The organism is Pararhizobium sp. P1_E7 (assembly GCF_056405855.1).
The window spans coordinates 50,319-74,584 of the sequence record NZ_JBFUBH010000017.1; the positions used below are offsets into that span (position 1 = coordinate 50,319).

Below are 24,266 nucleotides of genomic sequence, written 5' to 3' on the forward strand. Positions count from 1 at the left end.
GTTTTAAGTTACCCTTGAAAGCAAAAGCATGACCGAAATTCTCCGCACGCTCTATCCCGAAATCGAGGCTTATGCCTCTGGCTATCTCGACGTTGGTGACGGCCACACGATCTATTGGGAGAAATCCGGCACGCCGGGCGCCAAGCCCGCCGTCTTCCTGCATGGCGGCCCCGGCGGCACGATCTCGCCCAATCACCGCCGCCTGTTCGACCCGAAGCTTTATGACGTAACGCTGTTCGATCAGCGCGGCTGTGGCAAATCCACGCCGCATGCTAAGCTCGAGGCCAACACCACCTGGCATCTGGTGGCCGATATCGAGCGGCTGCGCGAGATGGCGGGCGTCGAACAATGGCTGGTCTTCGGTGGCTCCTGGGGCTCGACCCTGGCGCTTGCCTATGCGCAAAAGCATCCGGAGCGCGTTTCCGAGCTGGTCGTGCGCGGCATCTACACGCTGACCAAGGCCGAACTCGACTGGTACTATCAGTTCGGCGTTTCGGAAATGTTCCCCGACAAATGGGAGCGCTTCATCGCCCCGATCCCGGAAAACGAACGTCACGAGATGATGCTCGCCTATCACCGGAGGCTGACCAGCGACGACCGGGCAACCCGTGTTGCCGCCGCCAAGTCCTGGAGCATCTGGGAAGGGGAAACCATCACGCTACTGCCGGAACCGGCGACATCGACGCCGTTCGAGGAGGAGGAATACGCCCACGCCTTCGCCCGTATCGAAAACCACTTCTTCGTCAATGCCGGCTGGCTGGACGAGGGGCAGCTCTTGCGCGACGCCCATAAGCTGCATGGCATCCCGGGCGTCATCGTCCACGGCCGCTACGATATGCCATGCCCGGCAAAATATGCCTGGGCGCTGCACAAGGCGTGGGGCGAAGCGGAGTTTCATCTGATCGAAGGAGCGGGGCACGCCTATTCCGAGCCCGGCATTCTCGACAGGCTGATCCGGGCGACGGACCGGTTTGCGGGGAAATAGTAAAGGCTGCCCCTCATCCGGCCTGTCGGCCACCTTCTCCCCGTGAACGGCGAGAAGGGACAAGCGGCGACCTCGATCATCGCCTCTCCCTGCTTGCGGGGAGAGGGCTAGGGTGAGGGTTTTTTATAAAGTATTCCGTTCCTTTGGAGGGAACATTTATGGCGACGACACGCGAACGCATCCATCTCTTCGACACCACCCTGCGCGACGGCCAGCAGACGCCGGGCATCGATTTTTCCGTCGAGGACAAGATCGCCATTGCGGCGATGCTGGACGAGTTCGGCATGGACTATGTCGAGGGCGGCTACCCCGGCGCCAATCCGACCGATACCGAGTTTTTCAGCAAGAAGCGCACGAAAACCGCGCGCTTCGTCGCCTTCGGCATGACCAAGCGGGCCGGCGTTTCCGCCTCCAACGATCCGGGGCTGACGAGCCTTTTGCAGGCGCAAAGCGACGCGATCTGTCTTGTCGCCAAGAGCTGGGATTATCATGTCCGCGTGGCGCTTGGCTGCACCAACGCAGAAAACCTCGAATCGATCCAGTCCTCGGTCGAAGCTGTCGTTGCGAGCGGCAAGGAAGCGATGATCGACTGCGAGCATTTCTTCGACGGCTACAAGGCAAACCCGGCCTATGCGCTCGCCTGCGCGAAAACAGCTTTTGACGCCGGCGCCCGTTGGGTGGTGCTCTGCGATACCAATGGCGGCACCCAGCCGCCGGAAATCCGCGACATCGTCGCAGCCGTCATTGCGCACGGCGTTCCCGGCGCCCATCTCGGCATTCATGCGCACAACGACACGGGGCAGGCGGTCGCCAATTCGCTCGCCGCCGTCGAGGCAGGCGTGCGCCAGATCCAGGGCACGCTGAACGGCATCGGCGAACGCTGCGGCAACGCCAATCTGGTGACACTGATCCCGACGCTGGCACTGAAGGAAACCTATACAAGCCGCTTCGAAACGGCGATCGATGGCGACCGGCTGCAGGAACTCACCCAGCTTTCGCATTCCTTCGACGAGCTTCTCAACCGTTCGCCGGACCATCAGATGCCCTATGTCGGCGCCTCCGCCTTTGCCACCAAGGCCGGCATCCATGCCTCGGCTTTGTTGAAAGACCCGCGCACCTACGAGCATGTGACGCCCGAAAGTGTCGGCAACCTGCGCAAGGTGATGGTGTCGGACCAGGGCGGCAAGGCCAATTTCATCAATGCCCTGAAGCGACGCGGCATCATCGTCTCCAAGGACGATCCGAAGCTCGACAAGCTGATTTCCATCGTCAAGGAAAACGAGGCGACCGGCTATGCCTATGAAGGGGCGGACGCGAGCTTTGCGCTGCTTGCCCAGCGCACGCTCAGTTCCGTGCCGGATTTCTTCCACGTCGAAAGCTTCCGCGTCATGGTCGAGCGCCGCTTCGATGCCAACGGCAACCTGAAGACGGTCTCGGAGGCGGTGGTAAAGGTATCGGTCGACGGCGAAACGATGATGTCCGTCGCCGAAGGCCATGGTCCCGTCAACGCGCTCGATCTGGCGCTGCGCAAGGATCTTGGCAAATACCAGTCGGAGATCGAGGATCTGGAGCTGGTGGACTACAAGGTCCGTATCCTCAATGGCGGCACCGGCGCCATCACCCGCGTCCTCATCGAATCCGTCGACGGTACCGGCGCCCGCTGGTGGACGGTCGGGGTTTCCGACAACATCATCGATGCGTCATTCCAGGCACTGATGGATTCGATCGTGTTCAAGCTGTTGAAGAACCGGGATCAGGCGGGATTGGCTGCGGCGGAGTGAGGCGAGGGGAGGCGATCGCCGTTCGACTGCATGTTACAATCCCTGGGGACTTTGCGCAGCGCAAGGTTCTGGTGCAGACCGGTCCGGCGGTCGTTTGGATCCGGTGGCCCAATACACGCCGCCAGGAGCTTCTTACCCGGTTCGAAATAGCCTTACCGGCAGTTGTCGCCGCACTATTGCGCGGCGAGACATTGATAGAGGTGGTCTGACAAAGCGCCGGACGCTGCACCTCACAACACCGGCCAGAACGTCGCAAACCCGTCCGCGCCGCCGCCCCCGTCCTCGATCATTACGCCCTTCACATCGGCAATCAGTCCGTGCCGCCGTGAAAATCCACTGTGAGCTTTGTTGTAGCAAGGTTCACGGAAATGAATTGGTTGATCAATGGCCTTTGGAGTAGGACGAGTGAAACAACGAAGAGCGGCCACAAGGCACGCTGTAACGGGATGAAATGCCATGGCTGACGCGAAACAAACACCGGTGGTGCAGAACGGTGATTCGCCGCGCGGCTTTGCCTTCGCTCTGACCGCCTATCTGCTCTGGGGGTTCCTGCCATTTTTCATGAAGGCCGTCGCACACATCCCGGCCTTCGAAGTGGTGGCGCACCGGATCGTCTGGTCGGTGCCGCTGGCCGGTGCCGTTCTGATCCTGCTTGGCCGCACGGACGATGTGAAGGTCGCGCTGCGTTCGCCGCGTATGCTGAAGATGGCGATGCTGACGGCGGTGCTGATCACCATCAACTGGGGCATCTATGTCTGGGCGATCGGGGCAGGGCGGGCGCTGGAAACGGCACTCGGCTATTATATCAACCCACTGTTCTCGATCTTCCTGGGCGCCGTCCTGCTGAAGGAAAAGCTCAATCCGGCACAGATCGTGGCGATCGTACTGGCCGCCATCGCCGTCGTCGTCCTCGCCTTCGATGCGGGCGGCTTGCCATGGGTTTCCATCGGCCTGGCGCTGTCCTGGGGATTGTACGCCTTCTTCCGCAAGACGCTGCCGGTCGGTCCCAATCAGGGGTTCTTCCTGGAAGTGCTGCTGCTCAGCGTTCCGGCTCTCGCCTATATCGCCTACCTGGAAATGACAGGCCAGGGCCATTTCATCGATACCGGCTGGGCCGATGTCGCCTGGCTGATGGCCTGTGGCGTCGTGACTGCGGTTCCGCTGATGATCTATGCCAACGGCGCCAAGCTGCTTAAGCTCTCGACCATCGGCATCATGCAGTACATCGCCCCGACGATGATCTTCATCATCGCCGTTTTCGTCTTCCACGAGCCCTTCGGCACGTCGAAGCTGATTGCCTTCATCCTGATCTGGGCAGCGCTGGCGGTCTATTCGACGTCCATGATCATGGAAAGCCGTGCCCGCCGGGCTGCTGTACTGAACCCGGCCGAATAATCGGCCGGGGTTGGCTTACGGTCCTCAAAGCTTTGCAATAATCCCCTCGTCGCCATCGCGATCGACTTGGCTTGCCCAGTGGGCAAGCAAAGCCGGAACGACCTCTTCTGGCGCATCGATCACCAGCGGCTGGACGAGATGGGCGGTGTGGATGAAGCCGCTGTCGGCCATATGCTGGACCAGTTTCATCAGCGGGTCCCAGAAGCCGTTGATATTGACGAGCACGATCGGCTTGCGGTGGCGGCCGAGCTGCGCCCAGGTCATGACCTCGACGATTTCCTCAAGGGTTCCGATCCCGCCCGGCAGCGTGACGAAGGCGTCGGAACGCTCGAACATCTTGTGCTTGCGCTCATGCATGTCAGGCGTGACGATCAGTTCGCTCAGCTGCCCCAGCGAATGACGGGTGGCCTCCATATCCATCAGGAATTCTGGTATAATGCCGGTAACGCGTCCGCCATGCGAAAGAACGCCACTCGCGACAGCGCCCATGATGCCCTTGGTACCGCCGCCATAGACGAGGTGAAGATGATTCTCGGCAATGGATTTGCCGAGGATTCGACCGGCATCCATGAAGGACTGGTCGCCTCCGGGCTGCGAACCGCAATAGACGCAGATGGATCGAATCGGGATATTTTGCTCATTCATGGTCCAAAGAGACATCGCAGTGYGGCAGTCGTCAAGAAAAATGACGAAAAACGGGCCTGTTCGTAGGTTGGAACATGCGGCGCTGCTTGTGGAAAATGTTGGGAATCGTTAGCAATTTTTAAGCATGAGCTGACGTAATGGGCAGGCTGATTCTATTCAGCAAAAACCGGCGGAAAGCTGCACGGGCTTGGAAAAGGCTGTCTTTCTGCGCTCATGCCGGGCGCAGACGGTTCCGGGCCATTTGGAGATTTGCATGATGAAGAACAAGGCCGGCTGGGTGGCCCTTATCGTCCTGGCAATTGCGTCGCTGTTGATGATTTTCTTTGTCCTGCCCAATATCAACGGCGGCAAAGATAAGATCACGGCGGAAGCGAYGGGTGACAGTACTGCCAAGCAGGCTGATGCCAAGCCCGTCGATGCAAAGGGCGCGCGCCCGACGGCTGAGAGCGAAACGGCAAATACCACGGCAACGGACGTCAACTCTGCCGATCCAGCCGCATGGGCTGTGCCGGGCTTTGATGTGCTGCGCGTCGAGCCGGATGGTTCGACCGTGATTGCCGGACGGGCGCAGCCCAACACCAAGCTCGAGATCGTCAATGGCGAGACTGTCATCGGCACGGCGGATGTCGGCGCGACCGGCGATTTTGCCGCAGTCTTCGACAAGCCGCTGCCGGCCGGCGACTATCAGCTGACGCTGCGCAGTGTTGGCGAAAACGGAGTGACCAAGTCCTCGGATGAGGTCGCGACCGTCTCGATCCCGAAGGACAAGGCCGGCGAGCTGCTCGCCATGGTGTCGAAGCCGGGCGAGGCAAGCCGCATCATCACCAAGCCGGTGGCCGAAGCGGCTGCCGCTGGCGAGGTGGCGAAGGCCGAACCTGCGCCGGGCACCGCCGAGACAGCCACGGACGTCGCAAAGCCTGCCGACGCTGCTGCGGTTGCGGCAACCGGCGACAAATCGCTTGTCGGCGTTTCCGCCGTCGAGATCGAAGGCAAGAAGATCTTTGTTGCCGGCAATGCCAAGGCCGGTGCGATGGTACGCATCTATGCCGATGACATGCTGGTCGGAGAAACAAAGACCGACGAGCAGGGCCGTTTCGTCGTCGATGGCACGATCGAGCTGCCTGTCGGCAATCACACGATCCGGGCCGATATGATGGGCGCCGATGGCAGCAAGGTCGAATTGCGCGCCGCCGTACCGTTCGATCGTCCGGCCGGTGATCAGGTGGCGGCCGTTGCCCAAGGCAATGCACAGGGCTCTGTCGTGCCGGTCGAAGGCGGCAGTTTCGATGGCTTGCGCCTGGAGGCAACCAAGGCGCTTAGCCTGCTGAAAGGCCTGTTTGCCGGCGGCAAGGTTCCGACAGCCGAGGAGCTGGCCGCTGCGCGTTCATCGACGGAAATTGCCTTGAAGTCGCTCGCCGATTTCAAGGTTGCGGATAATCTCGACGCAAGCGTCAGGGAAACCGCTGCCAAGACCTCTGCTGCTGCGACGGATGCGCTTGCCATGCTGAAGGCGCTTCCCAAGGATGCGGCCAGCGTTTCGGCAGCGCTCGGCAAGATCGAGGCTGCGGTCGGCTCGGCGCTGATGCCGCGCACGGACGGCACCGGCAACGACGCTGTTGCGGGCGAAACCACGACGCCGGCTGCGGCTCAGGACAGTGCAGCAGCTGCAAGCACGGCGCCTGCTGAGGGCGGCAATGCCGCAAAGCCCGCGACGGCGGCGGAGACGGCACAGAAGCCTGCCGCAGAGCCAGGCACGGCCGCTACGGCAACGGACAAGGCTGCTCCTGCAACGGGGCAGGCGGCCGCCGAACCGGAAACCGTCCAGCAGGCGCCGCTGCAACACAGCAAGACCTCGGTGATCATCCGCCGCGGCGATACGCTCTGGCAGATCTCGCGCCGCGTCTATGGTGCGGGCGTGCGCTACACGACGATCTACCTCGCCAATGAGGACCAGATCACCAACCCGGACCGGATCATGCCGGGCCAGATATTCGGCGTGCCGGACAAGGCGATGTCGGAAGCCGAATCGGAAGAGATGCACCGCAAGCACGTGAAGCATCTGCCCTGACGGCTTTTTACACGTTGCTCCATTGCAGCGGACTTGGATGAGACCTATCTGGAACACAAAGCGGCGCCTTGGGAAAGGCGCCGCTTTTGATTGGAAATTGCGTCTTTGCGCTACCCTCGTCCTTCATTGTCGTGACATCGAAGGCGCGCAAGGACTGCCGTCTGTGAGAAGCGGCTGGGGAACAAAGGCGGACAGGACGTGGCAGCGCAAAAAAAGACGGTATCGGCGGATGCGGGCAACCCGCTGCAGACGATCATCAACCTGTGGCCCTATATGTGGCCGACCGGCCGCACCGATCTGAAGATGCGCGTGGTCTGGGCGACGGTCATCCTGCTGGCCGCCAAGGTCGTGTTGCTGCTTGTGCCTTATTTCTTCAAATGGGCAACCGATGCGTTGAACGGCAAGACCGATATTACCGGCGTTCTGCCGGTTGCCTTCACCGGCGCTGTCATGCTGGTGCTGGCCTATAATCTCGCCCGGCTGCTGCAGGCGGGGCTCAACCAGTTGCGCGATGCGCTGTTTGCCAGCGTCGGCCAGCATGCGGTGCGCCAGCTTGCCTACCGTACTTTCGTCCATATGCACCAGCTATCGCTGCGCTTCCATCTGGAGCGGCGCACCGGCGGCCTGTCGCGCATCATCGAGCGTGGTACCAAGGGCATCGAGACGATCGTCCGCTTCACCATCCTCAACACCGTGCCGACGCTCATCGAGTTCCTGTTGACCGCGATCATCTTCTGGTGGGGCTACGGTTTCAGCTATCTGCTGGTGACAGCCGTCACGGTCGCCCTCTACATCTGGTTCACCATCAAGGCGAGTGACTGGCGCATCGGCATCCGCCGCGCCATGAACAACAGCGATACCGACGCCAACACCAAGGCGATCGATTCGCTGCTCAACTTCGAGACGGTCAAATATTTCGGCAATGAAGAGATGGAAGCGAAGCGCTTCGACCAGTCGATGGAGCGCTATGAGCGCGCGGCGACCCAGGTCTGGACCTCGCTCGGCTGGCTGAACTTCGGCCAGGCGGTTATTTTCGGCGGCGGTACGGCGATCATGATGGTGATGTCGGCGCTCGCCGTCCAGCGCGGCGAGCAGTCGCTCGGCGATTTCGTCTTCATCAACGCCGTGCTGATGCAGCTGTCCATCCCGCTCAATTTCATCGGCTTCGTCTACCGCGAAATCCGCCAGGGCCTGACCGATATCGAGCAGATGTTCGACCTGCTCGAAGTCGAGGCCGAGGTGCTGGACAGCCCGGATGCCCAGGAGCTGGTGATCGGCAAGGGTGCCATTGCCTTCAAGGACGTGCACTTTGCCTATGACCCCGCCCGGCCGATCCTCAAGGGCATCACCTTCGAGGTTCCGGCCGGCAAGACCGTCGCGGTCGTCGGGCCATCGGGCGCCGGCAAATCGACGCTATCGCGGCTGCTCTACCGTTTCTATGATGTCCAGGACGGCTCGATCACTATCGACGGCCAGGACGTCCGCGATGTGAAGCAGAAGAGCCTGCGCGCCGTCATCGGCATGGTGCCGCAGGATACCGTCCTGTTCAACGACACCATCGCATACAATATCCGCTACGGCCGCACGTCTGCCACGCAGGCCGAGGTCGAGGCTGCAGCCGATATTGCCCAGATCGGCGGCTTCATCAAAAGCCTGCCCGAAGGCTATGGCGCCATGGTCGGTGAACGCGGCCTCAAACTGTCGGGCGGTGAAAAACAGCGCGTCGCCATCGCTCGAACCGTGCTGAAAAGCCCGCCGATCTTGATCCTCGACGAGGCGACCTCGGCGCTCGACACCCGCACCGAGCAGGAGATCCAGACGGCGCTCGATATCGTATCGCAGAACCGCACGACGCTGGTCATTGCGCATCGCCTGTCGACGGTCATTCATGCCGACGAAATCATCGTCCTGAAGGACGGCGGCATCGCCGAGCGCGGCACGCATGGGGAACTCATCGACCGTGACGGCCTTTACGCCTCCATGTGGAACCGCCAGCGCGAAGCGACGCAGGCCGAGGAGACACTGAAGAAGGTTCGCGAGAGCGACGATCTTGGGGTCGTGGTGCGCGGTGTGGCGGCTGTGTGAAATGAGGCAGTAGGCAGTAGGCAGTAGGCAGTAGGCAGTAGGCAGTAGGCAGTAGGCAGTAGGCAGTAGGCAGTAGGCAGTAGGCAGTAGGCAGTCGATCATCCTCGCCTGCCTATTGCCTAACTCCTAATACCAGACACCGCATTGCCCGGCCCGCTGTTTCGCGGTAGGTGCTGGGGCCAAGAAAATCTGGAGACGTGAGTTCATGAGCTTGATCAATACGGTGCGCAACACGCTGGTGCCGGTACACAAGGAAGGCTATCCCTTCATCGCCGGTTTCTTCGTCGTTTCGCTGGTTCTCGGCTTCCTGTGGGAGCCGCTGATGTGGATCGGCTTCATCCTGACGGCCTGGTGCGCCTATTTCTTCCGCGATCCCGAACGCATGACCCCGCTCGACGACGATCTCGTCATCAGCCCTGCCGACGGCCGTGTCTCTTCGATCGCGATGATGACGCCGCCGGAAGAATTGGGGCTTGGAACGGTGCCGATGCTGCGCATCACCGTGTTCATGAATGTCTTCAATTGCCATGTAAACCGGGCGCCCATGCAAGGTTCCATTCGCCGGATCGCCTACCGTGCCGGCAAATTCGTCAATGCGGAACTGGACAAGGCAAGCCATGAGAACGAGCGCAACGGCGTGGTCATCGACACCACGCATGGGGAAATCGGCGTCGTCCAGATCGCCGGTCTCGTTGCCCGCCGCATCGTCTGCTGGTCGGCCGTGAACGATACGCTGCAGGCCGGCGAGCGTTTCGGTCTCATCCGTTTCGGCTCCCGTCTTGACGTCTTCCTGCCGGAAGGCGCTGAGCCGCGCGTCAGTCTCGGCCAGACGGCGATCGCCGGCGAAACCGTGCTTGCGGAATTCGGCTCCGCCAAAGGCCCGGTCATCAGCCGCCGCGGTTGATGACACCCTAAAGCATGTCGCGCAAAAGTGCGCAGCGGTCTTGCGATAACGACATGCGTAAAGTCAAAGACCTAAAGCGCGAGACGCGAATCTGAAAGATCGCGGCGCGCTTTAGCCATCGAAACAGGAACAGGATCACGCCATGGAAACCCCCTTTCCGTCCTTTGAACCGAATGGCCCGAATGACGAGGCACGCGGTCCGCGCCTGAGGGAAATTCCGCTACGGCTGATCGTGCCCAACCTGATCACCGTGCTCGCCATCTGCGCTGGCCTCTCCGGCGTGCGGCTGGCCTTTGAAAACCGCTTCGAGCTTGCCGTTGCCATGGTGCTGGTCGCAGCTTTCCTCGATGGCATCGACGGCCGCGTCGCTCGCCTGATGAAGGCCACTTCGAAATTCGGCGCCCAGATGGATTCGCTTGCCGACATCGTCAATTTCGGTGTGGCGCCAGCGCTCGTGCTCTATGCCTTCGTTCTCGATCAGGCGCGTTCGCTGGGCTGGATTGCTGCGTTGATCTATGTGATTGCCGCCGGCTTGCGCCTTGCCCGCTTCAACGTCATGGCGGAGCGCGAGGTCAAGGCCACCTGGCAGTCGGAATACTTTGTCGGCGTGCCGGCCCCGGCCGGTGCCATGCTCGTGCTGCTGCCGATGTATCTGGGGCTTCTCGGCGTGGTGCCGGATCGCACCATGGCCGTCATTTCCGCCGGTTACACCGTTCTGATTGCGTTCCTCCTGGTCAGCCGCCTGCCGGTCTGGTCGGGCAAGTCGGAAAACCGCGTCCGCCGCGACCTCGTCCTGCCGATCATTCTGTTCGTCGTGCTCTATGTTGCGACGCTGATGAGCTTTACCTGGGAAACCATGGTGGTCACGGCGGTCGGCTATCTCGTCAGCCTGCCGTTCGGCGCACGCAAGTGGCAGAAGAAATACGGCAGCTGGCCGCTGCATCCGGACCATCCGGTGACGGTGGAAGACGGGCTGCCGGACGAGAAGAAATAGCACTCTTGCATGTCACAATGAAAAAGCCGTCGCGATGATCGTCGCGACGGCTTTTTTTGTGAAATCAGGCAAGGATCAATCCGGCAGCCGATAATCGACGATGCGGTTTTCCCGCACGATGAACAGCTTTCCCGTTTCCGTCTGTTCAGGCCCGACAAGCGGCAGGAGCTTTGCTGCGACTTCGGATGGATGCGGAACCGTTGACGGGTCTTCGCCCGGCATGGCCTGTGCACGCATGGCTGTGCGGGTGGCGCCTGGATCGACCGAGAGGATGCGCAAGGGCAGGCGCTGTGTCTCGCCGGCCCAGGTGCGCGCCAAGGCCTCCACGGCTGCCTTGGAGGCGGAGTAGGGGCCCCAGAAGGGCTTGCACTTGTGGGCAGCACTCGAGGACAGGATCAGGGCGCGGCCGGCACCCGATTGCTGCAGGAGCGGATCGACGGAGCGGATCAGCCGCCAGGTGGCGGTGACATTGACGGTCATGACCTTTTCGAACACCTTGGCCTCGACATGGCCGACCGGCGAGATGACGCCGAGCACCCCGGCATTGGCAACGAGGATATCCAGTTTGCCCCAGCGCTCGTTGATGGCGCCGCCGAGCTTGTCGATCGCCGCCATGTCGGCAAGATCGAATGGAACCAGCGTCGCCGGTAATCCGCCAGCCGACTTGATCGCGTCGTCAAGGTCCTCCAGTCCGCCGACTGTGCGGGCGCAGGCGATCACCTGAGCGCCGGCCTTGGCCAGTTCAAGCGCTGTGAAATAGCCGATGCCGCGCGACGCGCCTGTGACCAGGGCTATACGGCCGGTGAGATCGATCATGTCTGCTAGCTCCGAATTTCTTACAGTGCCGCGCGTCGTTCATGACGCCAAAGGTCGCTGTAACACTTTAAATCTTATGCAGTAAGCCAGGGTTTGCTGCCACACGTTCGGCCGCATGCGCACGTCACACGGCAAACAAGTCACGCAGCAAAACCGTGAACAGGCGAGGGGGGAGCCTCGAGACCGTTTCCGGCTCAAGGCTCCCCCTCGAGGACAGAGATCAGCCCTTGCTGGCAAGCATCGACAGCTTGGGGCTCGAATTGTCGCCGTTCTTGTCGAGAAGGCGCGTCGGATAATCGCCGGTAAAATAATGGTCGGTGAACTGCGGCCGGGCCGGATTGCGCTTCTCGCCGCCGACGGCGCGGTAGAGACCGTCGATCGACAGGAATTCCAGCGAGTCGGCGCCGATGAACTTGCACATGGAGGCAAGGTCGGCATGCTGGTTGGCCAGCAGCTTGTCGGCGTCCGGCGTGTCGATGCCGTAGAAATCGGGGTGGTAGATCATCGGGCTGGCAACGCGGATATGCACTTCGCGGGCACCCGCCTCGCGGATCATCTGGACGATCTTCAGCGAGGTGGTGCCGCGCACGATCGAATCGTCGACCAAAACGACCCGCTTGCCTTCGATCATGGCTCGGTTGGCCGAGTGCTTCAGCTTGACGCCAAAGGCACGGATCGACTGTGTCGGCTCGATGAAGGTACGCCCGACATAATGGTTGCGGATGATGCCGTATTCGAACGGGATGCCGCTCTCCTGCGCGTAGCCGAGGGCTGCCGGCGTTCCGCCGTCCGGAACCGGAACGACAACGTCGGCCTCCACGGGCGATTCCTTGGCAAGGTTGATGCCCATGTTCTTGCGCGCCACGTAGACGCTGCGGCCGCCGACCACCGAATCGGGGCGGGCGAAATAGACATATTCGAACAGGCAGAGCCGCTCCGGTTGCGGATTGACGGGCTTGCGGGCATCGATCTGGATCGAGCCATCCGGCTGGATTTCGCAGATGATGACTTCGCCGTTTTCCACGTCGCGGATGTATTTCGCGCCGATGATGTCGAGCGCGCAGGTTTCCGAGCAGAAGATCGGCTTGCCGTCGAGTTCGCCCATCACCAGCGGCCGGATGCCGGTCGGGTCACGCGCCGCGATCAGCTTCGTGCGCGTCATGGCAACCATCGAATAGCCGCCCTCCATCTGCCGGATGGCATCGATGAAGCGGTCGGCCGTCGAGGTGTGGCGCGAGCGGGCGATGAGGTGGAGGACGACTTCGGTATCGGAGGTTGATTGACAGATAGCGCCGGTGGCGATGATCTGGCGGCGCAGCGTCAGGCCGTTGGTGAAGTTGCCGTTGTGGGCGATGGCAATGCCGCCGACTTCCAGTTCTGCAAACAGCGGCTGAACGTTGCGCAGCGCAACTTCGCCGGTGGTCGAATAGCGGGTATGGCCGATCGAGATGGTGCCGGGCAGCTTTGCGAGGATCGCTGGATCCGTGTAGTGGTCGCCGACGAGGCCCATGCGCTTTTCGGTATAGAACTGCGCGCCGTCGAAGGTGACGATGCCGGCCGCTTCCTGTCCGCGATGCTGCAACGCGTGCAGCCCGAGCGCTGTCAGGGTCGCCGCATCCGCATGCCCCAGGATGCCGAAGACGCCGCATTCCTCATGCAGCGTATCGCCATCGATTTCGTCGTTGATCTCTGCGGCTCGCAAATGGGTCATCGCTGTTGGCCTTTGTGTTAACGGCTGGAACGCGTTTGGCATATCGTATCGGGTCTTTACTCCTTCAAGCCGGCAAGGCCTGAGGGTTTCACATGTCATCGTTGCAAAATGGACAGAGCCCGCAAAAGCGGGCCCTCATTTTATCATGCGGCCTTAGCCGTTGGTAGCTGCACCATTGGTGGCAGGTGTTTCTTCGGCCGGAGGCTGGGTCGTTGCGCCGCCGGTGCCTTCGTTTTCGCCTTCGCCGGTCGTGTCCTTGCCGCGCAGGCGGTCGAGAATGGTGGCATCGGCATTTTCAGGCAAAAGCGCGATCAGCTTGCCGCCGAGATTGTCGAGCAGCGGCTTGGATTTCGCCGTGGTCACCCAGACCGGCTGCTGCTGCGGTGCCACCAGCCAGTTGAAGAACAGCATGGCGACGACGACGAGCAGGACGCCACGTGCGGCGCCGAACAGAAAGCCGAGGGTCCGGTCCAGCGCCCCGATACGGCTGTCGATGATGAAATCGGCGATCCGCATGGTGATGAACGAGACGACGATCAGCGCAACAAGGAAGACGACACCGGCCGAGCCGATCATCGCGACCGTATCGCTGCTGGTGTAGTTTTTCGCATAGGGCAGCAGAAACGGGTAGAGGAAATAGGCGGCAGCCGCAGCGCCGACCCAGCTTGCGACCGACAGAACTTCCCGGGAGAAGCCGCGGACCATGGCCAGGATGGCTGAGAAAAGCGCGACGCCGAGAACGATACCGTCGAGAATTGTAATGGGCATATTTGTCCTACTCCGAAACCGCCTGCTGCACCGCGCGTCCTGCCGGACGCGCAAAGGACGCGGCACTCTTTTGTATCTGCAGCATGGCTTTTAAATCGAGCGCGATTTAAAAGCCATGCTGCAACGCGACCCCACGCTGATTTTCCGCGAACCATATATGATGACGCCGCGAGCGTCTTTCGATGGTCCGCCGTTGAACACTGTTTTCACCGGAATTCGCCATTTTTAAGCGGCAGCTTCCTCAATCGTCGTTGTCCGCCTGCTTCAGCGCTCCCTTCGATCCGGCAATGCGCGCCACCAGATCCGGCAGGCTTTCCATCTCCGCCCAGCTCATGCCGTTGCCTTTGGGCAGGTCGGCGGAGGCGGCAGGCAGGACGGCCTGTGAAAAGCCGAGTTTTTCGGCTTCTTTAAGGCGCTGGGCGGTATGCGCAACCGRCCGGATGGCCCCGGACAGACTGACTTCGCCGAAATAGACGCAATCGGAGGGAAGGGCAAGACCGGCAAGCGACGAAACCAGTGCGGAAGCGACCGCAAGATCGGCTGCAGGCTCCGAAATCCGGTATCCGCCGGCAATATTGAGATAAACGTCGTGCTGCCCGAGCCGCACCCCGCAATGGGCCTCGAGCACGGCAAGGATCATCGACAGCCGGGCCGAGTCCCAGCCGACGACGGCGCGCCGCGGCGTTCCAAGCGATGTCGGCGCCACCAGCGCCTGAACTTCGACCAGCACGGGGCGTGTGCCCTCCATGCCGGCAAAGACTGCAGCCCCCGGCGATTTCGAGTTGCGCTCGCCGAGAAACAGTTCCGACGGATTGGTGACTTCCCGAAGCCCCCTGTCGGACATCTCGAACACGCCGATCTCGTCTGTCGGGCCAAAACGGTTCTTGACGGTGCGCAGGATGCGGTAGTGATGGCCGCGATCGCCTTCGAAATAGAGCACCGCATCGACCATATGCTCGACAACGCGCGGGCCGGCAATCTGGCCTTCCTTGGTGACATGGCCGACCAGCACGACGGCCGCACCCGTCTGCTTGGCAAAGCGGATCATCGCCTGAACGCCGGTGCGCACCTGTGTCACCGTGCCGGGCGCTGAATCGGCGGTGTCGCTCCACAGCGTCTGGATCGAATCGATGATGGCGAGATCCGGCCGCTTGCCGTCGCCGAGCGTCGCCAGAATGTCCTCGACATTGGTTTCTGCCGCCAAGAGCACTTCGGTGTCGGCCGCACCCAGGCGCTGGGCGCGCAGCCGCACCTGCGCCACGGCCTCTTCGCCCGAAACGTAGATGATCCGGTGTCCGCGCCGCGACAGCGCTGCGGCAGCCTGCATCAGCACCGTCGACTTGCCGATGCCCGGATCGCCGCCGATCAGCACCGCTGAACCGCGCACGAAGCCGCCGCCGGTCGCCCGGTCAAGCTCGGAAATGCCCGTCATGACGCGCGGCGCGTCCTCGATCTCGCCCGACAGCGTCGTCAGCGCCACCGGTCGGCCCTTCTTCGGCGTCCGGCCGGGTCCGCCGCCGATGCCACCCATCGGGTCTTCCTCGACGATCGTGTTCCACTGGTTGCAGCCTTCGCATTTTCCCACCCATCGGGCGTGAACGGTTCCGCAGTTCTGGCAGATGAATTGTGTCCGGGCTTTCGCCATCAAGTTTCACTTTCGGGGAAGTCTTCAGAGGTGATGTCCTGGCGGCCGTGAAGGATGCGCAGGATCAGGAGGTGGGACGCTGTGACACGGAAGTAAATCAAATGATTTCGGAAAAAGTCGGCTCGCAAATCCGGGTTCATATCGTCCCTGGAAGCACTGGTCAGGCCCAAATCAGCAACGGACCTGATTTTCGCCTCGATGTCAGGACACGCTCTGCAGCTTTCGGGTTCGTTTTCGCGATATAATCATAGATCTCGGTCAGGTCATCTGCGGCATGTTCGGACAGGCGAAAGCGCCTTCTCCGCATCAGGTGTTTCGCGCCTTCGAGCGATCCATGATAAATTCGGTCAAATCGTCGTCTTCACCAAACTCGTAGAAACGTCCGGCGGCGATGTCGTCCAAACCTTCTTGAATGAGCGTTTTGAGAGCCGCCTCATCACGCTGTAATGACCGCAGTCCGGCATGGACCACGTCGTTTACAGACTTGTAGGGGCCGCTTCGAACGCGTTCTTCAATAAACGCCCGATCTTCTTCACTCAATTGGATATCAGACACGATGATCTCCTTTTGTTCCAGTTTAGAACATCACTTTCCGGATTCCAAGCGGCAATCTCGAAAAGCTATTCTGCCTCGAGATAGGCCCGTTCATACCGGGTCCCCAGGCTGGTCAGCATCTCGTAGCCGATCGTCCCGCCAGCGTGGGCCACGTCGTCGATGGCGATATTGTTGCCGAACAGTTCGATATAGTCACCGGGCCGGACGGCATTGTCGGCAAAGTCGGTGATGTCGAACAGGCTGAGGTCCATGGTGACCCGGCCGAGGTGTGGGGTCCTCTGGCCGTGCAGGAAGCCGAAGGCGCCCGAGGCCGTTGCCTGGCGCAGGGTAACGCCGCCGCCGGAGACCGAGCGGTGGTAGCCGTCAGCGTAGCCGATGGCGACGATCGCCACCCGGCTGTCGCGGGAAAATTGGGCTGAACCGCCATAGCTTGCGGTCTCGCCCGTCCGGACGCGGCGGATCTGCAGGATGCGCGCCTCGGCCGTCACCACCGGTTTCATCGGATTTATCATGCCGTTGACGGCCTCGCCGCCATAAACGGCAATGCCCGGCCGGGTCATGTCGAAGTGGAAATCCGGCCCGAGGTGGACCCCGGCCGAATTGGCCAGGCTTGATTCGATGCCTTCGAAAGCGGCTGTAACCGCCCGGAATGATTCAAGCTGCCGGCGGTTCAGCGGATGCGCCTGGTCGTCGGCGCAGGCGAGGTGGCTCATCACCAAAATGGGCGAGAAGCTCGCAGGCCGCGCCGGATCGCCGGCAAGCGCCAGCGCTTCATCGAGCGTCAGACCGAGACGGTTCATGCCAGTATCGACATGCAGCACGCATGGATGATCGCCCCGCTCCGACAAGACCGACATGAAGAAGGCCAGTTGCTCCTCGGAATTGACGACCGGCACAAGATCATTGTCGAAGAACAGGGATTCGTTGCCCGGCCACATGCCGGCGAGGATATGGATGCGTCCGTCCGGTATGATCGGGCGAAGCGCCACGCCTTCCTCGGCACTGGCGACGAAAAAATCCCGCGCGCCAGCCCGGTAAAGCGTTTCTGCTGCCGGTTTAATCCCGAGGCCATAGGCATTCGCCTTGAGAACCGCCGCCGCCCGGGCCTTGCCGGACAGCTTGTCCATATGGCGCCAATTGTCGGCGAGCGCGCCCAGATCGATGATCAGACGGTTGGATGCCGCCGCAAAGGCGGGATCGGCGAAGGGGGGAGTGTACAAAATGGCCATGGCGAGAGAGATACAGCCAAGCGGCGGCGGCTGCAATCGCCGAAGCCCCGGTGGTCGATCCGCGATCGCCTTGGCCAGGATCGCGGATTGTCGCGGCGGGCGTCGGCCGAACGGCCTTTACATTATTGACGAGGTGATCAGCGGCTCGACTTCCATGAAGCCTTCGTAGATCATCTTCAGCGCCACGAAGAGGATGATGGCAAGGCCGAGATAGGAGATCCAGGGGTACCTGTTGAGCAGCTTGGCGATGAACGATGCGGCGACGCCCATCAGCGCGACGGATACTGCGAGCCCGAGGATGAGGATGTTGGGATGTTCGCGCGCGGCACCGGCGACGGCCAGAACGTTGTCGAGCGACATGGAGACATCGGCGATGACGATCTGGATTGCAGCCTGCTTCAGCGTCTTGCGCGCCGCGCCGTTGCCGACGGTACCGCTGTTGTCGATGTCTTCGCCGGTCAGTGTCTCCAGGCCCTCGTTTTCTTCCTTCGCCGAGGTCCGCAACTCGCGCCACATCTTCCAGCAGACCCATAGGAGCAGGATGCCGCCGACGAGCAGAAGGCCGAGGATCTGCAGCAACTGAGTGGCGAGAAGGGCAAAGATGATCCGCAAGACGGTGGCCGCCGCGATCCCGATCAGGATCGCCTTGCCGCGCTGTTCCTTGGGAAGCCCGGCTGCCGCAAGCCCGATGACAATGGCGTTGTCGCCTGCGAGAACGAGATCGATCGCAAGCACCTGCAGCAGCGCGATAAGAGCTTCCATGAACAGATTTCCCCAGTCTCAAAGATATCGATCGCAGCACATATGCCGCGATTTTCGGCTAATTTTCTTTCCGCTTATCGGCAAGCCCGGCGATTTGCAACACGGCGGCAACCCTCGCGTGGCTAGGCCGTATTTTTGCCGGCCTATGTTCCCAGCGGATCAGTGTTCCTCGTATTGCGTGAATGACGGATCGGCGAGATCGGTGAAGCGGGTGAATTCCGATTGGAAGGCGAGTTTGACCGTGCCGGTCGGCCCGTGGCGCTGCTTGGCGATGATCACGTCCGCCGTGCCCTTCACCTGTTCGAACTTCTGTTTCCACTCTTCGTATTTCGGGTCGAACTCGTCGCGCGGTTCCATATTCTTGACGTAGTATTCCTCGCGGAACACGAACAGCACGACGTCGGCGTCCTGCTCGATCGAGCCGGATTCGCGAAGGTCGGAGAGCTGTGGGCGCTTGTCTTCGCGGCTTTCCACCTGACGCGAAAGCTGTGATAGCGCAATGATCGGCACGTTCAGTTCCTTGCCGAGTGCTTTCAGACCGGTGGTGATCTGGGTGATTTCCTGCACGCGGTTGTCGCTCGATTTTCCTGAGCCCGTCATCAGCTGGATATAGTCCACCACCAGGCAGTCAAGGCCGCGCTGGCGCTTGAGGCGGCGGGCACGGGCCGAAAGCTGGGCAATCGAGATACCACCGGTCTGGTCGATATAGAGCGGCGTCTTCTGCATCGTCTGGGAAAAGCCGACCAGCTTCTCGAACTCGGCCTCGGAAATATCGCCGCGCCGGATCTTGGAGGAGGACACGTCGGTCTGCTCGGAGATGATACGCGTGGCCAGCTGTTCGGAAGACATTTCCAGTGAATAGAAGCCGACGACGCCGCCGTTCTTCGCCTTGAACGAGCCGTCGGCCTGGACCTCCGGTTCGTAGGCATGGGCGACGTTCCAGGCGATGTTGGTGGCAAGTGACGTCTTGCCCATGCCCGGGCGTCCGGCCAGCACGATCAAGTCGGAGCGCTGCAAGCCGCCCATGCGCGCATCGAGCGACTGGATGCCGGAGGAGATGCCCGAGAGGTGTCCATCGCGCTCGAAGGCCTGTCCAGCCATGTCGATCGCCAAGGCCACGGCGTCGTTGAAGGCCTGGAAGCCGCCGTCGTAGCGGCCGGTTTCGGCCAGTTCGAACAGGCGGCGTTCGGCGTCTTCGATCTGGCTTTGCGGCGGCATGTCGAGCGGCGCGTCATAGGCGATGTTGACCATGTCCTCGCCGATGGTGATCAGCGAGCGGCGCAGAGCCAGATCGTAGATCGCCCGGCCATAGTCTTCCGCATTGATGATGGAGACGGCTTCGGAGGCGAGGCGGGCGAGATACTGCGCCACCGTCATGTCGCCGACCTTCTCGTCGGCCTTCAGGAAGGTCTTGATGGTCACCGGATTGGCTGTTTTGCCCATGCGGATGATGTCGCCGGCAACTTCGAAAATCTTGCGGTGCAAGGGTTCGTTGAGGTGCACGGGCTTCAGAAAATCCGAGACCCGGTAGAAGGCATCGTTGTTGACGAGAATGGCGCCCAGCAGCGCCTGTTCCGCCTCAAGGTTGTTCGGCGCCTCGCGATACTGCGCTTCGGCCTGATCCTTGGCGATGGGTGCAAGTCTGCGCGCGATTTCGTTCATGGCGTCCCGTCTCTGTCTGTCGTCATTCTTGGTGCGGTACCGGTTTGCGGTTGTTGCAGCCAGGCGTCAATGACTTGCCTGCAACAGTGGCCGACGCATTGGGTGCGGTGGCAAGCCGTCACCGTTGTTCACAGGGGCTTCTCGTCGAACGCGAAAAATCTGTCGATAGCGCTCTTTCCTATTGACCGGATTTCATCCGAATCGGTGTCCGGCAACGGGTTGTCGCATTCTAGCCTGGGCGGGCGCGCTTCAAAGAGTTTTCGCACCGGCAGGATCGGCAGCTTGAAAGACGGCTCCGGTTCAACTAAGTAGGAATAAAATAAGTAGCACGCTACTAATATGAAAAAGGTACGAAATGCTCAACTCTGCCGTCAATCGTGAACTGTTCGATGCGCTGGCTTCGGTGAACCGCAAGCTGCGGGCGCTGTTCGACGCGCGGGTAAAGGAGCGCGGGCTGACATTGTCACGTGCGAGAGCCCTGTTTGCGCTGTCGAAGCGCGACGGTCTCAACCAGCGCGAACTGGCCGACGAACTCGGCATCGAGACACCGACGATCGTGCGGCTGCTGGATGGCATGGAGAAGCAGGGGTTTATCGAGCGGCGGGTCGAGGCAAGCGATAGGCGTGCCAAGCAGATCCATATGACCGCCAGGGGCCGCGACATTGCCGGCGAAATCGACAAGCTTGCCTGCGAAATCCGCGAACAGGTGCTGGGCGGCGTCGATGCCACCGACAAGGTAACAGCCTTGCACGTCGTCAGCCTGATGGCGGGTAATCTTGTCGCCATCGGCAAGGATTGAGCGGCACATGAACACGGCGTCCCCGCGCATCGCAAACGGCAATGACATCGAACGCGAAACGCCGGTTGCTGATCCAGCGCCGCTACCGGTCCAGCCACCGCCTGTCCCCATGAGCGCAGGCCGGGCAGCCATCTACATGGCGTCCTCGCTTCTCCTGTTCCTGACCCAAGGCCTGGGCATGAACCTGCTCAACGCCAATATCTATCAACTGCAGGGTTCGCTTTCGGCAACGACATCGGAGATCGGCTGGCTCTCTGCAGCCTATATGGCGCCCTATGCCTCGATGTCGATCGCGCTGTTCAAGATCCGCTCGCAATACGGCCTGCGGCGGTTTGCCGAACTCAGCATCGTCTGCTTCGTCTTTGCGTCCGTCCTCAATCTCTTTGTCTCCGACCTGCATTCGGCAACCGTCGTCCGCTTCCTGAGCGGCATGGCCGCGGCGCCGTTGTCGACGCTCGGCTTTCTCTACATGCTCGAGGCCTTCCCGCCGGCGCGCAAGCTATCGGTGGGCCTGAGCCTTGCCTTGATGAACACGACACTGTCGGCGCCGATCGCCCGGATCATCTCCCCGCCGCTGATGGATATCGGCGGCTGGCATGCACTCTACACGTTTGAGATGGGGCTTGCGCTCATCGCCCTGCCGGTCGTCTATCTCCTGCCGTTGACCGCGCCGCCGCGGGCAAAGGTGATCCAGAAGATGGATATCCTCAGCTACCTGCTGCTTGCCGCCGGTTTCGGTTGCCTGGCGGTCTTCTTGACCCTCGGTCGGCTCTATTGGTGGTTCGAGGCCTCGTGGCTGGGGCTGTTTCTGGCCGGAGCCATTGCATCGCTGACGCTGATGGTCGCCCTTGAGTTACCCCGCAAAATGCCTTTGCTCGACCTGCGCTGGGTGTTCTCGAAAGAGAACATGCACATGGCCGGCATCCTGCTTCTGTTTCGCGTGGTCAGCTCCGAGCAGACGACGACGGCGGCGAATTTCTACATACAGCTTGGTCTGCTCAATGAGCAGACCCGGACGATGTACGCGATCATCCTCATGGCCTCCATCGCCGGCGGGCTTGTCTGTACTGTTCTGATGCTGACGCGCTATGTCGAAACCGCGCATGTGCTGGCACTGGTGCTGATCGCCTCCGGTGCCCTTCTCGACAGCCAGTCGACCAGCCTGACCCGGCCGGAGCAGATGTATCTGAGCCAGGCGATGGTCGCGGCGGGCGCTGCGATGTTCCTGCCGCCGGTCATGTCAAAGGGATTTGCAGCGGTGCTGGCCAAGGGCGCTCCCTTCATCGTCAACTTTCTGGTGATCTTTCTCTTCACCCAGAGCATCGGCTCACTCTGCGCCCAGGCGGCGCTCGGCAGTTTCGTCATTATCCGTGAAAAATTCCACTCCAACGTTTTGGTCGAACATATCCTGCTGACCAATCCCTTTGTCGCCCAGCGCGTGTCCCAACTTTCCGCCTCCTACGGCAAGGTCATCACCGACAAGTCGCTGCTGAATGCCGAAGGCCTGCAATTGCTTGGCCAGCAGGTGACGCGCGAAGCCAATATTCTTGCCTATAATGACGCCTTCCTCGTCATCTCCGTCGCCTCCGCCGTCGGCCTTGTCCTTTTGCTCGGACACCTGGCCTGGCAGCGGATTATCCCGCACAAGGTAGCCGTGCCCGTGGTTACCGCCCGGTCCTGACCCGTCCAGAGTATATTTCATGCTGAAGACACTACGTTCCCCCACGACCATCCTGACATTGCTGGCAGGTCTTACCGGCGTATTGCTGGTTCTCTATGCGTGGCGCCTGCCGCCGTTTGCCACCACCGTCGAAATGACCGAGAATGCCTATGTTCGTGGCTACGTGACGATCGTCAGCCCGCAGCTGTCCGGCTATGTCGCGGCGGTCCCTGTCAAGGACTATGAAACGGTGAGGGCAGGGCAGGTGCTCCTGAAGATCGATGACCGGATCTATGCCCAGAAGCTGGCACAGGCCAAGGGAACGCTCGATGCGCAAAAGGCGTCGCTTGCCAACTCCTATCAGCAGGAGCTGTCCGCAAAGGCGAGCATCGCCGCCAGCGAAGCCCAGCGCGACGGCGCCGTCGCCACGCTGACCCGCGCCCAGCAGGCCTRGGGCCGCGTCCAGCCTCTGGCCGAAAAAGGTATTGCGACATCGGTGGATCTCGACACGGCCCGGGCAACGCTCGAACAGGCAAAGGCAGGCGTCGATCAGGCGATGGCATCGATCGAAGTCTCACGCCAAAACCTTGCTACCACGATCGGCTCAAGGGCTGGTCTCCAGGCGGGCGTCCGCAGCGCCGAGGCCGCCGTTCAGCTGGCTCAGATCGATCTCGACAACACGACGATCACTGCACCACAGGACGGCACGCTCGGCGAAGTCGGTGCGCGGCTCGGCCAATATGTCACGGCCGGCACACAGCTGATGGYCATCGTACCCAGGGACGTGTGGATTATTGCCAATTTCAAGGAGACGCAGCTCGACGGTATGAAGATCGGCCAGCCGGTGGTGTTCACCGTCGACGCGCTGAGCAAGGCGCAGCTGAACGGCCATATCGAGCGGTTCTCACCGGCCGCCGGCTCCGAATTCAGCGTCATCCGCGCCGACAACGCCACCGGCAACTTTACCAAGGTCTCCCAGCGTGTCGGTGTCCGGGTCTCGATCGATCCTGACCAACCGCTGGCAGCGGCTTTGGCGCCGGGCATGTCGGTGGAGGTTCGAATCGACAAGGCGGCCGAGCCGCAGGCGGCGAAGTAACCGTCAGCTCTTTTCGCTGAAACGCGAAAGGCCCGCGACGCAAGTCGCGGGCCTTTCGTTTTGCGGGTCTCGCAAACGAGGGCGCCACGGGGGCGCCAATCGTTGAGACGATTATTCTTCTTCGGCTTCGAATTCTGCTTCCGGGTTGAAGAAGTCTTCCGGCTTCAGGGCGTCTTCGTCAACGCCGTAGATGGCGTCTGCCGACGTCAGGCTTTCGCCCTTCAGCTGGCGTTCTGCTTCTTCAGCCGAACGGGCAACGTTCATCTGAACCTTGATTTCGACTTCGGAATGGAGGTGCAGGACAACGTCGTGCAGGCCGATGGTCTTGATCGGGTTGTTGAGGTCGACCTGGTTGCGGCCGATGTTGAAGCCTTCGGCAGCCAGAACGTCAACGATGTCGCGGGCAGCAACCGAACCGTAGAGCTGGCCGGTTTCGCCAGCCGAACGGACGACGATGAAGGACTTGCCGCCGAGCGTTTCGGCAACAGTCTGGGCTTCGGACTTGCGCTCGAGGTTGCGGGCTTCGAGCGTTGCGCGCTCGGCTTCGAAACGCTTCTTGTTGGCTTCGTTGGCGCGCAGGGCCTTGCCGAGCGGCAAGAGGTAGTTACGGGCAAAGCCGTCGCGAACCTTGACGGTTTCGCCCATCTGGCCGAGCTTGGCAACGCGTTCGAGAAGAATGACTTGCATTGGATATGTCCTTTCGTGT

The 24,266-nt window shown here is 61.3% G+C and carries 20 protein-coding genes; 10 read left to right on the forward strand and 10 right to left on the reverse strand.

Annotated elements, in window-relative coordinates:
* Nucleotides 1–28: 28 nt before the first annotated feature.
* The 3 genes from pip (at nt 29) to rarD (ending at nt 4,161) form a co-directional block, all read left to right on the forward strand.
* Nucleotides 29–985 (forward strand): prolyl aminopeptidase, encoded by a 957-nt coding sequence (pip, locus tag AC1D17_RS16940; protein WP_477566533.1) that lies wholly within the window; start codon nt 29–31, stop codon nt 983–985.
* Nucleotides 986–1,143: 158 nt separating this feature from the next.
* Nucleotides 1,144–2,766, forward strand: a complete 1,623-nt coding sequence (gene cimA, locus AC1D17_RS16945; protein WP_477566534.1) for a citramalate synthase — start codon at nt 1,144–1,146, stop codon at nt 2,764–2,766.
* 456 nt (nt 2,767–3,222) lie between these two features.
* The gene (rarD, locus tag AC1D17_RS16950) at nt 3,223–4,161 is read left to right on the forward strand and encodes an EamA family transporter RarD (RefSeq protein WP_477566535.1); all 939 of its coding nucleotides are present in this window, start codon (nt 3,223–3,225) and stop codon (nt 4,159–4,161) included.
* Nucleotides 4,162–4,185: 24 nt separating this feature from the next.
* Here the strand turns inward: rarD and AC1D17_RS16955 are convergent, their stop codons facing one another.
* Nucleotides 4,186–4,806, reverse strand: coding sequence for an LOG family protein (locus tag AC1D17_RS16955; RefSeq protein ID WP_477566536.1), 621 nt, complete (start codon nt 4,804–4,806; stop codon nt 4,186–4,188).
* 253 nt (nt 4,807–5,059) lie between these two features.
* Between AC1D17_RS16955 and AC1D17_RS16960 the strand changes: the two genes are divergently transcribed.
* The 4 genes from AC1D17_RS16960 (at nt 5,060) to pssA (ending at nt 10,857) form a co-directional block, all read left to right on the forward strand.
* Nucleotides 5,060–6,874 carry a LysM peptidoglycan-binding domain-containing protein gene (locus AC1D17_RS16960; RefSeq protein WP_477566537.1) on the forward strand — a complete coding sequence of 605 codons (1,815 nt, stop codon included), beginning with the start codon at nt 5,060–5,062 and terminating at the stop codon, nt 6,872–6,874.
* A gap of 198 nt (nt 6,875–7,072) precedes the next feature.
* Nucleotides 7,073–8,959 (forward strand): ABCB family ABC transporter ATP-binding protein/permease, encoded by a 1,887-nt coding sequence (locus tag AC1D17_RS16965; RefSeq protein WP_477566538.1) that lies wholly within the window; start codon nt 7,073–7,075, stop codon nt 8,957–8,959.
* 205 nt (nt 8,960–9,164) lie between these two features.
* Nucleotides 9,165–9,863 carry a phosphatidylserine decarboxylase gene (locus tag AC1D17_RS16970; protein WP_477566539.1) on the forward strand — a complete coding sequence of 233 codons (699 nt, stop codon included), beginning with the start codon at nt 9,165–9,167 and terminating at the stop codon, nt 9,861–9,863.
* Between the two features lie 142 nt (nt 9,864–10,005).
* A complete protein-coding gene (gene pssA / locus AC1D17_RS16975; RefSeq protein WP_477566540.1) occupies nt 10,006–10,857 on the forward strand; it encodes a CDP-diacylglycerol--serine O-phosphatidyltransferase in 852 nt (283 codons plus the stop codon).
* 75 nt (nt 10,858–10,932) lie between these two features.
* Here pssA and AC1D17_RS16980 read toward each other — a convergent pair whose 3' ends face one another.
* The 8 genes from AC1D17_RS16980 to AC1D17_RS17015 all read right to left on the reverse strand — a co-directional run bounded on the left by AC1D17_RS16980 (nt 10,933) and on the right by AC1D17_RS17015 (nt 20,005).
* Complete coding sequence (locus AC1D17_RS16980; protein ID WP_477566541.1) at nt 10,933–11,673, reverse strand: SDR family NAD(P)-dependent oxidoreductase; 741 nt, start codon at nt 11,671–11,673, stop codon at nt 10,933–10,935.
* A gap of 220 nt (nt 11,674–11,893) precedes the next feature.
* Nucleotides 11,894–13,384 (reverse strand): amidophosphoribosyltransferase, encoded by a 1,491-nt coding sequence (gene purF / locus AC1D17_RS16985; RefSeq protein ID WP_264219355.1) that lies wholly within the window; start codon nt 13,382–13,384, stop codon nt 11,894–11,896.
* Nucleotides 13,385–13,537: 153 nt separating this feature from the next.
* Nucleotides 13,538–14,152 (reverse strand): CvpA family protein, encoded by a 615-nt coding sequence (locus AC1D17_RS16990; RefSeq protein WP_264219354.1) that lies wholly within the window; start codon nt 14,150–14,152, stop codon nt 13,538–13,540.
* 241 nt (nt 14,153–14,393) lie between these two features.
* Nucleotides 14,394–15,797 carry a DNA repair protein RadA gene (gene radA, locus AC1D17_RS16995; RefSeq protein WP_477566542.1) on the reverse strand — a complete coding sequence of 468 codons (1,404 nt, stop codon included), beginning with the start codon at nt 15,795–15,797 and terminating at the stop codon, nt 14,394–14,396.
* Nucleotides 15,798–16,103: 306 nt separating this feature from the next.
* Nucleotides 16,104–16,352 (reverse strand): type II toxin-antitoxin system ParD family antitoxin, encoded by a 249-nt coding sequence (locus AC1D17_RS17000; RefSeq protein ID WP_477566543.1) that lies wholly within the window; start codon nt 16,350–16,352, stop codon nt 16,104–16,106.
* A 65-nt stretch (nt 16,353–16,417) separates the two neighbouring features.
* Nucleotides 16,418–17,581, reverse strand: coding sequence for an alanine racemase (gene alr, locus AC1D17_RS17005; protein ID WP_477566544.1), 1,164 nt, complete (start codon nt 17,579–17,581; stop codon nt 16,418–16,420).
* A 117-nt stretch (nt 17,582–17,698) separates the two neighbouring features.
* The gene (locus tag AC1D17_RS17010) at nt 17,699–18,343 is read right to left on the reverse strand and encodes a TerC family protein (protein ID WP_477566545.1); all 645 of its coding nucleotides are present in this window, start codon (nt 18,341–18,343) and stop codon (nt 17,699–17,701) included.
* A gap of 159 nt (nt 18,344–18,502) precedes the next feature.
* Nucleotides 18,503–20,005 carry a replicative DNA helicase gene (locus tag AC1D17_RS17015; RefSeq protein ID WP_264219349.1) on the reverse strand — a complete coding sequence of 501 codons (1,503 nt, stop codon included), beginning with the start codon at nt 20,003–20,005 and terminating at the stop codon, nt 18,503–18,505.
* 355 nt (nt 20,006–20,360) lie between these two features.
* Between AC1D17_RS17015 and AC1D17_RS17020 the strand changes: the two genes are divergently transcribed.
* The 3 genes from AC1D17_RS17020 to AC1D17_RS17030 are packed head-to-tail and all read left to right on the forward strand — an operon-like array spanning nt 20,361 to nt 23,560.
* Entirely contained in the window at nt 20,361–20,804 is a 444-nt protein-coding gene (locus tag AC1D17_RS17020) for a MarR family winged helix-turn-helix transcriptional regulator (protein WP_477566546.1), read from the forward strand.
* A gap of 7 nt (nt 20,805–20,811) precedes the next feature.
* On the forward strand, nt 20,812–22,485 hold the full coding sequence (locus AC1D17_RS17025) for an MFS transporter (RefSeq protein ID WP_477566547.1): 1,674 nt from the start codon (nt 20,812–20,814) through the stop codon (nt 22,483–22,485).
* Nucleotides 22,486–22,504: 19 nt separating this feature from the next.
* Nucleotides 22,505–23,560, forward strand: a complete 1,056-nt coding sequence (locus AC1D17_RS17030; protein ID WP_477566548.1) for an HlyD family secretion protein — start codon at nt 22,505–22,507, stop codon at nt 23,558–23,560.
* Nucleotides 23,561–23,671: 111 nt separating this feature from the next.
* Here AC1D17_RS17030 and rplI read toward each other — a convergent pair whose 3' ends face one another.
* Complete coding sequence (gene rplI / locus AC1D17_RS17035) at nt 23,672–24,247, reverse strand: 50S ribosomal protein L9 (RefSeq protein ID WP_264219345.1); 576 nt, start codon at nt 24,245–24,247, stop codon at nt 23,672–23,674.
* Nucleotides 24,248–24,266: the final 19 nt, after the last annotated feature.